Source organism: Escherichia sp. Marseille-Q3837 (assembly GCF_916618735.1).
GTDB classification, from domain to species: Bacteria; Pseudomonadota; Gammaproteobacteria; order Enterobacterales; family Enterobacteriaceae; genus Escherichia; species Escherichia ruysiae.
This window is the reverse complement of record NZ_CAKAKC010000001.1, coordinates 3339825-3353385: the sequence shown is the minus strand read 5'-3', so window position 1 is coordinate 3353385 and position 13561 is coordinate 3339825. Positions and strand designations below refer to the sequence as shown.

Sequence of the window (13561 nt, the reverse complement as noted above, 5' to 3'; positions counted from 1 at the left end):
ATATCGCCCCCAAACGGGGGCGATAGAATAACATTTAGCGTGCAACCCGAAGACCGTTTTCGACTCCTCGAGAGAACACCACTTGCCAGAGTTGAATATCACGGGCGCGGAAAGCACCAGCGCAAGCATTCAGATAATAGGTAAACATCCGTTTAAAGCGTTCACTGTAATTATCCGCAATTTCCGGCCAGGCGGCGAGGAATCGTTCATACCAGGCCATCAGCGTGGTATCGTAATCGGCGCCAAAGTTATGCCAGTCTTCCATCACAAAGTGTGGTTCGCTGGATTGAGCGATCTGGCGCACAGAGGGCAGGCAACCGTTCGGGAAAATATATTTATTAATCCACGGATCAACATTCAGATCGGTTTTTTTCGAGCCGATAGTATGTAACAGGAAAATACCTTCCGGTTTCAGATTGCGATCTACCACCTCAAAATAGGTGTTGTAATTTTTCGGCCCGACGTGTTCGAACATTCCCACTGAAACAATGCGGTCAAATTGATCGTTCAGGTCACGGTAATCTTGCAGCAATATGGTGACATCCAGACCTTCGCAGCGATCCTGAGCCATTTTCTGCTGTTCAGCAGAAATGGTGACACCCACCACACTTACGTCATAGTTAGACGCCATGTAGTGCGCCAGTCCGCCCCAGCCGCAGCCAATATCCAGTACGCGCATCCCTGGTTTCAACTGCAATTTTTCACAGATCATTTTAAGCTTCGCTTGTTGGGCAGATTCCAGATTATCGGCATCTTTCCAGTAAGCGCAGGAATACTGCATGAAGGGATCAAGCATACGGCTGAACAGGTCATTACCCAGATCGTAATGCTCTTTGCCGACTATCCAGGCACGTTTTTTACTCTGCAAATTGAAGAGACGAGCGCCTGCTATGCGCAGAGTGTCTTTGAAATGATGGGGGAGTTGGTTTTCGAGACCTGCGCGTAAGACTTTGCTAAAAAACATATCCAGTCGGTCACATTCCCACCAGCCATCCATATAACTTTCGCCTAACCCCAACGATCCTTCCTGCAGAACGCGTTTAAAAAAATCGGGGTTTTTAACACGAATATCCGCCGGGGCAGAACCGTTGATGGCTATACCTGCGCGGCTAAGTAATTCGTTGGCGATTCTGTACCAGTTGTCATCCGGTACGCTGACTTCTTCTATACACGATGAACTCATAGTTTCTCCATCACTGGTCGGTGATCAGAACCTTAAAACAGCGTAGACGCTTTTTGGGCTTTGTGAGAAATCTCGCAGAAAATCCGCGAGTCTATAATCCGACGTAGAACAGAGGGAAAGGAGGAACCCTTGCCGAAATGACCATCCATAGCAATCCGGGAACGCTCCTGTCCCCGTAAAAACATAATATTTATCGTAATCTTAACAACTGGAAATTAGTATAGGCCGCTAATTTCAATCATACAACAAAATTTTGTTAGCAGCCTAAGTATAAAGATGTCGATATAGATCAATGTGATTCGCTATGAGCGACTTCGGCATTGCCATGATTCTGGCAACCAGGTTCTTCACAACGTTGCATCATGTAACCCAGAGAAGCCAGTACCACGGTCGATAACATCACGCAGGTGGTGGTGAGCAGTGGTGTGCTAACGCTGATGAGCCAGGAAACCACAAGGCTTGCGAGGAAGCACAGTCCCAGTTGCAGTGTGTTCTGCAATGCTGCAGCGCGGCCGGTCGCATGTGGGAAGGGGCGCAGCGCCTGGGCGACAACAATCGGGTAGATTGCGCCGTTAGCAATAGCCATCACACAGAATGGGATCAGGATTTCGACCAGCGAAACATGGCTAATGAAGCCAGCAGCCCAGGTCGCCACGACACTGACAGCAAACAGCGCCAGCAGCCACGGTAATAATTGTTTGCCTTGCCATTTTTGCAATGCTGCGCGACAGCCATAACCACCAATCAGAAACGCGATGGTTTGTGGTACATAACTTAAACCAATGACTGCCGGGCTGTAGCCCATCTCGCTAAGGATGAACGGTGAACCGGTCAGCCAGGCAAAGAAACTGGCTGAACAGGCTGCATAAATCAGCACGTTGCCGCGATAAGTTTTTGAACGCAGCAGATCGGTAAAGGTCAGTCCATCCTGACTATCGTTACGTGCTTTAGTCGTGGGTTTAAGCCAGAAAATGGGCAGAATCAGCACCACTGTAATGGCAAACAAGGTGGCGAAAATCGCCTGCCAGGAAAAATGAACCAGCAGCCAGCTACCTAAAAGAGGAGCAAGGGCAGGAGAGAGTCCCACTAATGGCATGATAGTGGCGAAAATACGATTCACTTTTTGTGAAGGATAGTAATCCGTCACCAACGCCTGCCAGATAACTGCGGCGGCACAGACACCAACCGCTTGCACAAACCGTAATACCAGCAGAGTGATGGCGTTATCCACCCATAACATCCCCAGACTACCTAACGCAAAAATTGTCAGGCCGATTAATAACACCGGTTTACGACCATAACGGTCGGAGAGCGGCCCCCACAGAAGTTGGGCTGCGGCAAAACCGGCAAGGAACAGACTAAGGCTGGCACTGACAGCAGACGCAGGCGTTTGCAAATCGGCCTGAATGGCGGCGAAAGCGGGCAGATACATATCGGTTGCCAGAAAACCGAGTACGCTCAAACCCGCCAGCCAGACTAAAAATCTTTTCCCAGGTTGCATGTATATTCTCTAAATTTCTCAATTAAACACCGTCGCAAAGTGTAGGGAGTGAAATTCCTGTTGTGAAACGGTAATATTTGATGACTGGTTTCAAAAATTTTGCAGGCAAACTATGTGGTCTGAGTATTCTCTCGAAGTGGTTGATGCGGTAGCGCGTAATGGCAGTTTTAGTGCTGCGGCTCAGGAGTTGCATCGCGTTCCTTCAGCGGTCAGCTATACCGTGCGTCAGCTGGAAGAGTGGCTGGCGGTGCCGCTTTTTGAACGGCGTCATCGTGATGTGGAACTGACCGCTGCCGGGGCGTGGTTTCTCAAAGAAGGGCGCTCTGTTGTCAAAAAAATGCAGATCACTCGCCAGCAATGTCAGCAGATTGCGAACGGCTGGCGCGGTCAGTTAGCCATTGCGGTGGATAATATCGTCAGGCCAGAACGTACACGGCAGATGATCGTTGATTTCTATCGCCATTTTGATGACGTTGAACTTCTGGTATTTCAGGAAGTATTCAATGGTGTCTGGGATGCGCTTTCCGACGGGCGCGTGGAACTGGCGATTGGCGCGACACGAGCGATTCCGGTGGGCGGTCGTTACGCCTTCCGTGATATGGGGATGTTGAGCTGGAGTTGTGTTGTTGCCCGTCATCATCCGCTTGCGTCAATGAATGGGCCATTCAGCGATGATACGTTGCGCAACTGGCCATCGCTGGTGCGCGAAGACACCTCGCGGACGCTACCAAAACGTATTACCTGGCTGCTGGATAACCAAAAGCGCCTTGTTGTACCGGACTGGGAATCATCGGCAACGTGTATTTCGGCTGGGTTATGCATCGGTATGGTGCCGACACATTTCGCCAAACCGTGGCTTAATGAGGGGAAGTGGGTAGCTCTAGAACTGGAAAATCCATTCCCTGATTCAGCATGTTGTCTGACCTGGCAGCAGAATGATATGTCGCCTGCTTTAACCTGGTTGCTTGAGTATCTCGGCGATAGTGAGACGCTGAATAAGGAGTGGCTGCGGGAGCCTGAAGAGACTCCCGCAACGGATGATTAACGACGATAGTCGCGGAACGGGCCATCAGCCACGGAGCGACGTTCAATCAATCGTGGATGAACTTCAATTGACTGCGGTTCTTCGCGTTTGTTGACGATACGATCCAACAGCATATTGAACGCCGTTTCACCCAGCGAATCTTTTGGCTGATGGATAGTGGTCAGTGCCGGGGTAAAGTAGCGAGCGTTGCGCACGTTATCATAACCGATCAGCGAAACATCCTGCGGGACGCGCAGCCCCATTTCATCAGCGGCACAGAGTGCGCCCATTGCCATAATATCGCCGCCACAGAAGACAGCGGTAGGTCTGTGTGGTTGCGACAGGATTTGCTGCATGGCGCGATAACCTGATTCAGGCTCAAAGTCACCTTGCACAATCCAGTTTTCCGGCACTTTGATCATGGCTTCTTCCATCGCTTTCATAAAGCCCGCCAAACGACCTGCACCGGTGTTACGCTCCAGAGGACCAGGAATAACGCCAATTTCGCGGTGACCGCGTTCAATCAGATAGCGCCCGGCCATGTAACCGCCTTCAAAAGCGTTATCGATAACCGCATCGGTAAAGTCTGCTTTTGCTTCACCCCAGTCCATCACCACCATCGGGATATGGCGATACTCTTCCAGCATCGCCAGCAACGGTTCCGGATACTCCGAACACATCACCAGCAGGCCATCGACGCGTTTTTGCGCCATCATCGACAGATAAGCCCGCTGTTTCTCAAGATTGTTCCACGCATTGCCCAGAATCAGCGTGTAGCCTTTCTGGAAGCAATTTTTTTCTACCGCTTCAATGATCTCGGCGAAATAGGCCGCTTCGCTGCTGGTCGCCAGCAAACCGATAGACTTGGTGTGGTTAACCTTCAGGCTACGCGCCACCGCGCTAGGGGAGTAGTGTAATTCTTTGATCGCTGCCCACACAGCATTGCGCGTTTCTTCAGCGACGAAACGTGTTTTGTTGATTACGTGTGACACAGTTGTAGTGGAAACGTTTGCTCGTTTCGCTACATCTTTTATTGTTGCCATTCCATTTCACTCCAGACCCTAACTTCAGCTCCTGCAAAATCGCAAGGTAAACGTTTGCCTTTACACACCTTACGCACAACAAAAGTGTTGCGGTACGCCGGGAAAATGACACAGAGCGTCAGGAAGGGGTCAATGGCCAGTACGCAAATAGTGTAAGCGTGGAATTTTGGCCGATCTTGATGAAAAGGGGAAGTAGTAAAAACACTTATCATTATAAATGGCGGGAGATTTTTTCATCACAGTATGTAAAAATGCGTAATATCACTTTTTGTGGGGTAATAAAAAGGAGAAAACTTGATGAGCACCGACCTTAAATTTTCACTGGTAACAACCATTATCGTTCTTGGTTTGATCGTGGCCGTGGGTTTGACTGCCGCGCTACACTGATTTCCCCTCGAGGGAGCGCGTTCTCCCTCACATCTCCTTCCTCTTTGTTAGCAAAATGGCAAAAGTGTTTTCTCTTTTTGTTATTTTCATTCTTTTGTGATTGATGTCATGCTTTCGCCACTTTGATGAACATCGCGTGATGACGCGAAGAGGTGGAGATTAGGCATGAAAATCAACTATCCGTTGCTGGCGCTGGCAATTGGCGCATTTGGTATCGGGACAACGGAGTTCTCGCCAATGGGTTTGTTGCCCGTTATTGCGCGTGGTGTGGATGTCTCGATTCCCGCTGCCGGAATGTTAATCAGCGCCTATGCGGTTGGCGTGATGGTTGGCGCGCCATTGATGACGCTTCTGCTTTCTCATCGTGCCCGCCGCAGTGCGCTGATTTTCCTGATGGCGATTTTCACCCTCGGTAACGTACTTTCTGCCATCGCACCGGATTATATGACGCTGATGCTTTCACGCATTTTAACCAGCCTGAATCACGGGGCGTTTTTTGGCCTGGGGTCTGTCGTGGCAGCAAGCGTGGTGCCAAAACATAAACAGGCCAGCGCAGTTGCAACTATGTTTATGGGCTTAACCCTCGCGAATATCGGTGGCGTTCCGGCGGCAACCTGGCTTGGGGAAACTATTGGCTGGCGTATGTCATTTCTGGCAACGGCGGGGCTGGGTGTGATTTCAATGGTGAGCCTGTTCTTCTCTTTACCTAAAGGTGGCGCAGGGGCGCGGCCTGACGTGAAAAAAGAGCTGGCGGTACTGTTGCGTCCACAGGTGCTGTCTGCATTGCTGACGACGGTGCTGGGCGCTGGCGCAATGTTCACCCTCTACACCTATATTTCTCCGGTACTGCAAAGTATTACCCACGCAACGCCGGTGTTCGTCACGGCAATGCTGGTGCTGATTGGCGTCGGGTTCTCTATCGGTAACTTTCTCGGCGGCAAACTTGCAGATCGTTCAGTTAACGGCACGTTGAAAGGCTTTTTGCTGCTGCTGATGGTGATTATGCTCGCGATCCCGTTCCTGGCGCGAAATGAGTTTGGCGCGGCTATTAGCATGGTGATGTGGGGCGCTGCAACCTTTGCTGTCGTACCGCCGTTGCAGATGCGTGTGATGCGCGTTGCCAGCGAAGCGCCGGGTTTGTCTTCATCAGTAAATATTGGTGCCTTTAACCTTGGAAATGCGCTGGGTGCCGCAGCCGGTGGTGCAGTGATTTCCGGTGGTCTGGGATACAGTTTTGTGCCGGTGATGGGGGCGATTGTCGCGGGGCTGGCATTGTTGCTGGTATTTATGTCAGCCAGAAAACAACCTGAAGCAGTTTGCGTTGCCAACAGCTAATAAACAAAAACGCAGAAGGATAACCTTCTGCGTTACAGTTTGCAGGCAAAGTGCGATTTATCTTGCCGGATGTGGTGTTAATGCCTCATCCGCGTAGGCCTGATAAGCGTAGCGCATCAGGCAATGCTGCATTTGCCATCAGTGATTATGCGGCGAGATTTTTCGCTACAAATTCCCAGTTTACCAGCGCCCAGAAGTGCTCCAGATAACCCGGACGTGCATTGCGATAGTCGATGTAATAAGCGTGTTCCCAGACATCAACGGTCAGCAGTGGAGTCGCATCGGTGGTCAGCGGAGTACCTGCGTTAGAAGTGGAAACGATAGCCAGTTTGCCATCGCTGTTTTTCACCAGCCAGGTCCAGCCAGAACCAAAGTTTTTGATCGCAGCATCAGTAAACTGAGCTTTGAAATCGGCAAAGCTGCCAAAAGAAGCGGCGATAGCTTCAGCCAGTTCACCCGTCGGTTCGCCACCCGCGTTTGGCGCCAGGCAGTTCCAGTAGAAAGTGTGGTTCCAGACCTGAGCGGCGTTATTGAATACACCACCTTCAGAGCTGCGAATAATCTCTTCCAGTGATTTACCTTCAAACGCAGTACCTTTGATCAGGTTGTTCAGGTTAGTGACATAAGTCTGATGATGTTTGCCGTAGTGATACTCGATAGTTTCCGCAGAAATGTGCGGTGCCAGAGCATCTTTAGCATATGGTAGTGCAGGTAATTCAAATGACATTGCTACTCTCCTTTATTATTAATTGGCATACGTACAATAGCCTTATTGTGCGTATGGATAGGGTAGCAAATTAAAAGGTGATACAAAAGATGAACTTACCCTGTTGCCGTAACAACAGGGTAAAGTTTTAGCGAAGTGTTTTTGGGGTCATCACCCGACGAGCGCCAACATAGTGGCGTTGCCAGTAATCTTCACTTAACGAAGTGATTTTAATTTCCTGACCACTGCGTGGTGACTGAATAAATTTGCCGTTGCCGACATACACGCCAACGTGATCGGCGGTTCCGCGCCCCTGAGTGCGGAAGAAGACAAGGTCGCCGTTTTTCAGTTCGCTGCGATCGATCGGCGCGGCGTCACGCAGGTGATACATTTCGTTAGCCGTGCGTGGAATACGGATCTTCACCAGATCTTTATACGCGTAATAAACCAGTCCGCTGCAATCAAAACCGGTACGCGGTGAGCTGCCGCCCCAGCGATATGGTTTGCCAATTTGCTGCATCAGCTTATTCATAGCCACTTTTGTGGCTTTCTGTACTTTTGCTTTATGCGCGTCGGCGATGGTTCCCTGTGTGGCATTCTTGACTTTCACACAACGTGACTTATAGCCTTTACGTTTGGTGCATTTTTCCGTAAAGCTGACTGACGCCGTTTTATTGACGGCTTGTTTGCTGCGAGTTTTGGCGTTTTTAGAAGCTGTAATGGAGGATTTTTTAACGGAAGAAGCAGTTTTATTTTTAGTAGTACTTTTACTGGCGGCTTTTTTCGCTGTTTTCTGGCTGGCTTTATTGGTCTTTTTGGTGGTTGCCGTGCTTTTCTTTTTATCTGCTTTTTTGGTGATGTGAGTGGTAGCAGAACTCTCCCTGGCTTGCTTTGAAGCATGTGCCATAGGCGTTAAAGGCAGGGTGGTAAAAAGTAAAGCACAGAGCGTGATCGAAATACGGTTTATCCGCGCCACTGAGCGTCCCTCTGTTAAGGCAGGTCTATCATGCCTGCGTCTGATTTACAAAACTTGATGATTCTAATGCATAGAAGAAGAGAAAGTTAATAGCTTTTATTGTTAAAAAATACGTTTCGTCGGCGAGCGCAAAAAAATGCAGCAGGCAAAGCTAAAAATGGTTATAAAAACACCACGTTGCTGCGTGCCAGAGAAGAAAAGAATATTTGAAATGCAACATATAGAGCAAAGGGATAAAATAGCAAAAGCGTGATGAAAATGTTATTTTCCGTTGCCGCACTGACCCGCTACAATGTCAGATTACTGCCGTAAAGAAGTTTGAGGAAGCAAGACAATGAGCACCACTATCGAAAAAATCCAACGCCAGATTGCTGAAAACCCGATCCTGCTGTACATGAAAGGTTCACCGAAACTGCCGAGCTGCGGTTTCTCTGCCCAGGCAGTCCAGGCGCTTGCCGCATGTGGCGAACGTTTTGCCTATGTTGATATCCTGCAAAATCCGGACATTCGTGCGGAACTGCCGAAATACGCTAACTGGCCGACTTTCCCACAACTGTGGGTTGACGGCGAACTGGTAGGCGGCTGTGATATCGTGATCGAAATGTATCAGCGCGGCGAACTGCAACAGCTGATCAAAGAAACTGCCGCTAAATACAAGTCTGAAGAGCCGGACGCGGAGTAATCCGTCCTGCAATACTGACGGATGCAAACAAGCATCCGTCAGTGCTTTATCTATCCCCAATCCAGCCCTTGTGGCGAACTTGAAAATCCCGCTTCACGCAGCAGCGTAAACATCGGCGTTTGCCGGACGGGTTGATCATTCACTTCTGTCAGCGTAAAGCGCAGCCGTGGTTCGCGACGCAGTGCGGTAGTCAGCGCCTGGAAAACCTCTGGGGCGAGTAATTCCTCTTTTTCCTGCCAGACCAGCATTTTTTTGCCACCTTGCGCCAGATAGAGTAACAATTTGCCGCCAGAAACGACCACCAGCGCACCCGCCCGACGCGTTGGAACCAGCGTTGCCGGATGTGCAGGCCAGGGCAGGAGAGTTCCCCACACATTAGCCGGATCGTTGGCAGAGAGCGCCACTGGCGTATAGTGCCGCGTCTGCGTGGCTTGTGTCGCCAGATCGCGCAATCGGTCAATAGTCAGGCGATCAGCAAATTGCGCGCCGCCAAGACCTTCAACAAAACGACCACGCATAATTCGCCCGGAGTCTTCCATGCTGCGACAAAGCGTTTGCATTGACGGAAATCCGCCAGGGATATTCTCGGCTATCACCGCCTGACGACTGACGATGCCGTAGCGGTCGAGCATATTTTCCGCCAGCGCCAGCATCCTTTCAGTATCGTTAAGTGGCTCCACCTGTAATAACGACCAGCGTCCAGCCAGCTTCGGCGTGTTGTAAGATACCAGTGGCGAGATGGACGACGTATAGGCAGGACGTCCACGCCGGGTCCGGTGACTGCGGCGAGTTGAGGGACGCGCGCTGGTACTGCTGCGGGTGAGGGCGCGTAACGGTGCCCAAATATCGCAGGAAATGACGCCTTGCCAGACCAGCTCCCATAACGCTTCTTGCAGGGGCGAAGCATCTACCGGTTGACCGATTTTCTCGCCTACCCGTTGAGCGATTTGTTGCGCAAACCAGGCGCCGCCGTCAGCCAGAACCGCGATAATCGCTTGCTGAATCGCTGAACGTTTTGCGTGATCATTTTCTACTGGTGTTAACGATTCTGCGGCGTATTCCTGCAAATGCAGAGCCACCAGACCGTCATCATCGCCCAGTTTTTTTTGCCCCGACCAGATAACTGCGCCGGTTGCCAGCAGTTCATCGAGCATTTCTGGCGAATAGTCGCGCACGCGGGCTGGCAGGATCTGGCTTTCCCAGAGCGAGGCGGGTAAACCAACACCGGCAAGTTGTTCGATTACCCGCATGACACCATCCACCCCCTCATAAACGCCTGTAGATGTTGCGGCAAAAAGCGCCGGGCTGCCATCGGTAGCGGGCAACACGCCCTGACGTTCCAGCAGCAATCGCGCATAGACTGTAGACGGAACTGGACGCGTCGCTTCTCTGGCAGCCTGCAGCGAGCGTAAGCGCAGACGACGGAAAACTTCGTCGCTCACCCAGACGTCTTGTTGCAGATTCATCACCAGCCCCCGTTCGCGCAGTTGCTGAAGTTGCTCTTCGACAATGGCAATACCGAGGCCAAAATCACGGGCAAGTTGTTCCGCCGTGACCAGAGCATGAGTCCGGAGATAGCGCAGAAAGAGATCGCGAAGCGGGTAATTTACGCGGTGCAGGTAGATTTCGGGTAGTGAGTGCGGCAATGGTACACCGAGGGCGTCTCGTAGCCTGGCTGCGTCATCCATGCAGGCAAGGTGCTTCTGACCTGCAATCATCGCCGGGAAGATTCGTTTTGCCGCGAGAAGGTTTTCCACATACGTCTCAATCTCTTCACTGCTGCCTGTATGCCGTTGTACCAGATCCTCAACGGTCATTGGCCCCAGTTCGCGTAGCAGGTCAAACAAACCTTCTTCACCTTTCGCTTCTCTGCCAGCCGCTAGCCGCTGTAACTCTTCTTCCACCTGGCGTATGACCTGCGGGTCGAGTAATTCACCCGGATCGACCTGACCGAGTAGATTGCGCAGTAACTCGCTGTCCAGCGACAGTACGGATGCCCGGCGCTCTGCCAGCGGGGCGTCGCTCTGGTACATAAATTCCGCGACATAGCCGAACAATAAACTGGCGGCGAAAGGCGAGGGCGTAGTAGTCGTTACATCGGATATTTGTATTTCGCCACCGTTCAGGCGACGCATCAAACGTTCCAGCGCGGGAAGATCATAAACATCTTGCAGGCATTCACGTAGGGTTTCGAGAATGATCGGAAAATCAGGATAACCCTGGGCGATTTCCAGCAACTGGCTGGCTCGTAGTCGTTGTTGCCACAGTGGCGTGCGATGCCCCGGCGTGCGGCCGGGCATCAGCAATGCCCGCGCGGCACATTCACGGAAACGAGCGGCGAAAAGAGCCGAGCTGCCTACCGCTTCGCGGACAATTTGCAGCAATTTTTCTGGTTCAAACAAGAAAATGGCGGCGTCAGGCAATTTACCATCGGTGTCAGGAATGCGCGCAACAATGCCGTCATCACTGGCAACTACTGAGGCGTCAGCGCCCCATAGTGCATGTATTCGTCCTGCAATCGCCAGCGCCCAGGGTTCATGCACGCGTCTCCCATAGGGAGAGTGCAAAATAATACGCCAGTCGCCAATTTCATCACGGCACCGTTCGAGAACCAGATGACGGCTGCCAGGAACAATGCCCGTTGCTTTGCGCTGCTCGTCAATCAGTCCCTTAATATTGGCGAGCGTATTTTCTTCTGCCAGCCACGGGGGAATACTCCCGGAAAAGAACGCGCCATCCGCCAGCAAATGAAGAAAATCGCCGATCATCTCGCCTAATTCAGACGGACGTCCGTTTCCTTCGCCGCGCCAGAAGGGAAGTCTGGCGGAGCGTCCGGGCGCAGGCGTCACAATCACCTGATCGCGGGTAATTTGCTGGATCCGCCAGGAGGTAGCACCGAGGGTGATAATGTCATTCACCCGCGATTCATACACCATCTCTTCATCCAGTTCTCCTACCCGACGAGATCCGGCCTGTTCTTCACCTTCCGGTAATAACACGCTGTACATGCCACGATCCGGAATGGTGCCACCGCTGGTCACCGCCAGCAGTTGGGCGCCTGGACGCGCAGTTAATATTCCACTTTCCCGATCCCAGATAAGTTTTGGGCGAAAAGCGGAAAAATCACCAGAAGGATAGCGCCCGGAAAGCATATCCAGCGTGGTGTCAAAAACGCGCCTCGGTAGATCTTTCCACGGTGCGGCACGGCGCACGCGGGCGTACCATTCGTCCACCTGTAATGCGTCCATCGCCGCAGCGGCAACAGTTTGCTGCGCCAGAACGTCGAGTGGATTATGCGGTGGTGTCAGGTTTTCCAGCCTGCCTGTGAACATACACTCTACAATGACTGCGGAATCGACTAAGTCACGTCGGGTTCGGGGGAAAAACAGCCCTTTGGAGATACCTCCTACCTGGTGTCCGGCACGTCCAATGCGTTGTAACCCACTGGCAACAGAAAGCGGCGTTGCCACCTGAATCACCAGATCCACCGCGCCCATATCAATCCCCAGTTCGAGACTGGAGGTTGCGACCACGCAGCGTAATTCACCCGATTTCAGCGCCTGTTCGGTGATTGCTCGTTGTTCTTTAGAGACGGAGCCGTGGTGTGAGCGGGCAATATAAACGTCGCTACTTTGCACGCGGTTAGAGGTTGCGCCGGAGGTAGACTCAAAATTTGCCGCATCAACGGCGATAGTCGGGGAACGCTGTAATCGTGCAGCGTAAAGCTCATTTAGTCGTGCCGTCAGTTTTTCCGCCAGTCCGCGAGAATTGGTGAAAACAATGGTCGAGCGATGGCGCAACACTTCATCAAGGATACCCGTTTCAATATATGGCCAGATGGAGCCTTCCCGGCCGGCATGGCTGTCTTCGCCGGTGCCGCTGGCGACCGATGAGACATCATCCATATTGGCGACAGGAACGACAATCCGGATTTGCGGATGGCGCATTGCGGGCGGGTTGACTACCGTGACCGGGCGATCGCCACCCAGAAATTCCGCCACATCGCTGGCTGAGCGCACAGTGGCAGAAAGGCCAATTCGCTGTGCTGAGGTGTGGAGCAGCGCATCGAGTCGCTCCAGACTTAACGCCAGATGCGCACCACGTTTACTGCCCGCTACCGCGTGGACTTCATCAATAATTACCGTTTCGACGCCGCGTAGCGTTTCGCGTGCGCGGGAGGTTAGCATCAGGTAGAGTGATTCGGGCGTGGTTATCAGAATATCCGGCGGATTACGGGTCAGTTTGCTGCGTTCTTGTGCGGGAGTATCGCCAGTGCGGATACCCACACGAATGTTGACTTCCGTTTCGCCACGCCGCCGCCGCTCATCCGCAATGCCCTGTAACGGGATCTGTAAGTTGCGTTGAACGTCGGTGCCTAAGGCTTTAATTGGTGAAATATAGAGGATGCGCGAGGTTTTACGCTTATGCGCTTCGCTTGCATGTTCTCCGCCTTCGCGGAAGAGTTGATCGAGGGCGTAGAGAAAAGCTGCCAGCGTTTTTCCGGAACCTGTCGGTGCAATCACCAGCGCATGTTCACCGTGTGCCGCCACATGCCAGGTTTGTGACTGAACAGCGGTCGGCTGTTTAAAGGCGCGAAGAAACCAGTCGCGGGTCGCCGGTGAAAAAACGTCCGGCAGCGACGATGAAGGATTTGGGTTATCTGCCATTAACGCTATTCCCCGTGAATATCATGCATGATGCGTGGAATAGCCTCACTATAGATG

At 51.9% G+C, this 13561-nt stretch carries 10 protein-coding genes; 4 read left to right on the top strand and 6 right to left on the bottom strand.

Annotated elements, in window-relative coordinates:
• Positions 1 to 34 precede the first annotated feature (34 nt).
• On the bottom strand, positions 35 to 1183 hold the full coding sequence (cfa, locus tag LG381_RS16100) for a cyclopropane fatty acyl phospholipid synthase (RefSeq protein ID WP_000098889.1): 1149 nt from the start codon (positions 1181 to 1183) through the stop codon (positions 35 to 37).
• 289 nt (positions 1184 to 1472) lie between these two features.
• On the bottom strand, positions 1473 to 2684 hold the full coding sequence (gene punC / locus LG381_RS16095) for a purine nucleoside transporter PunC (protein ID WP_001182342.1): 1212 nt from the start codon (positions 2682 to 2684) through the stop codon (positions 1473 to 1475).
• Between the two features lie 112 nt (positions 2685 to 2796).
• Here punC and punR point away from each other — a divergent pair, with 112 nt between their 5' ends.
• Positions 2797 to 3729 carry a DNA-binding transcriptional activator PunR gene (punR, locus tag LG381_RS16090; protein ID WP_000269487.1) on the top strand — a complete coding sequence of 311 codons (933 nt, stop codon included), beginning with the start codon at positions 2797 to 2799 and terminating at the stop codon, positions 3727 to 3729.
• Here the strand turns inward: punR and purR are convergent.
• Positions 3726 to 4751, bottom strand: a complete 1026-nt coding sequence (gene purR / locus LG381_RS16085) for an HTH-type transcriptional repressor PurR (protein WP_000190978.1) — start codon at positions 4749 to 4751, stop codon at positions 3726 to 3728. The genes punR and purR overlap by 4 nt on opposite strands.
• 297 nt (positions 4752 to 5048) lie before the next feature.
• Between purR and cydH the strand changes: the two genes are divergently transcribed.
• Complete coding sequence (gene cydH, locus LG381_RS16080) at positions 5049 to 5138, top strand: cytochrome bd-I accessory subunit CydH (protein ID WP_000102278.1); 90 nt, start codon at positions 5049 to 5051, stop codon at positions 5136 to 5138.
• 165 nt (positions 5139 to 5303) lie between these two features.
• A complete protein-coding gene (locus LG381_RS16075) occupies positions 5304 to 6473 on the top strand; it encodes an MFS transporter (RefSeq protein WP_225762635.1) in 1170 nt (389 codons plus the stop codon).
• Between the two features lie 145 nt (positions 6474 to 6618).
• On the opposite strand, the gene sodB is transcribed toward LG381_RS16075, so the two are convergent.
• Together sodB and mepH are read right to left on the bottom strand one after the other, a co-directional pair.
• Positions 6619 to 7200, bottom strand: a complete 582-nt coding sequence (gene sodB / locus LG381_RS16070) for a superoxide dismutase [Fe] (protein ID WP_000007278.1) — start codon at positions 7198 to 7200, stop codon at positions 6619 to 6621.
• 127 nt (positions 7201 to 7327) lie between these two features.
• Entirely contained in the window at positions 7328 to 8155 is an 828-nt protein-coding gene (mepH, locus tag LG381_RS16065; protein ID WP_000101173.1) for a peptidoglycan DD-endopeptidase MepH, read from the bottom strand.
• Between the two features lie 334 nt (positions 8156 to 8489).
• On the opposite strand from mepH, the gene grxD reads away from it, so the two are divergent.
• Positions 8490 to 8837, top strand: a complete 348-nt coding sequence (grxD, locus tag LG381_RS16060; protein WP_000108172.1) for a monothiol glutaredoxin 4 — start codon at positions 8490 to 8492, stop codon at positions 8835 to 8837.
• A 50-nt stretch (positions 8838 to 8887) separates the two neighbouring features.
• Here the strand turns inward: grxD and LG381_RS16055 are convergent, their stop codons facing one another.
• Entirely contained in the window at positions 8888 to 13504 is a 4617-nt protein-coding gene (locus tag LG381_RS16055; RefSeq protein ID WP_225762634.1) for an ATP-dependent helicase, read from the bottom strand.
• Positions 13505 to 13561 lie beyond the last annotated feature (57 nt).

What these genes read in the sequence shown, in the direction of transcription:
- cfa (WP_000098889.1), bottom strand. Translation starts at nt 1,183, where the DNA reads ATGAGTTCATCGTGTATAGAAGAAGTCAGCGTACCGGATGACAACTGG.
- punC (WP_001182342.1), bottom strand. Translation starts at nt 2,684, where the DNA reads ATGCAACCTGGGAAAAGATTTTTAGTCTGGCTGGCGGGTTTGAGCGTA.
- punR (WP_000269487.1), top strand. Translation starts at nt 2,797, where the DNA reads ATGTGGTCTGAGTATTCTCTCGAAGTGGTTGATGCGGTAGCGCGTAAT.
- purR (WP_000190978.1), bottom strand. Translation starts at nt 4,751, where the DNA reads ATGGCAACAATAAAAGATGTAGCGAAACGAGCAAACGTTTCCACTACA.
- cydH (WP_000102278.1), top strand. Translation starts at nt 5,049, where the DNA reads ATGAGCACCGACCTTAAATTTTCACTGGTAACAACCATTATCGTTCTT.
- LG381_RS16075 (WP_225762635.1), top strand. Translation starts at nt 5,304, where the DNA reads ATGAAAATCAACTATCCGTTGCTGGCGCTGGCAATTGGCGCATTTGGT.
- sodB (WP_000007278.1), bottom strand. Translation starts at nt 7,200, where the DNA reads ATGTCATTTGAATTACCTGCACTACCATATGCTAAAGATGCTCTGGCA.
- grxD (WP_000108172.1), top strand. Translation starts at nt 8,490, where the DNA reads ATGAGCACCACTATCGAAAAAATCCAACGCCAGATTGCTGAAAACCCG.
- LG381_RS16055 (WP_225762634.1), bottom strand. Translation starts at nt 13,504, where the DNA reads ATGGCAGATAACCCAAATCCTTCATCGTCGCTGCCGGACGTTTTTTCA.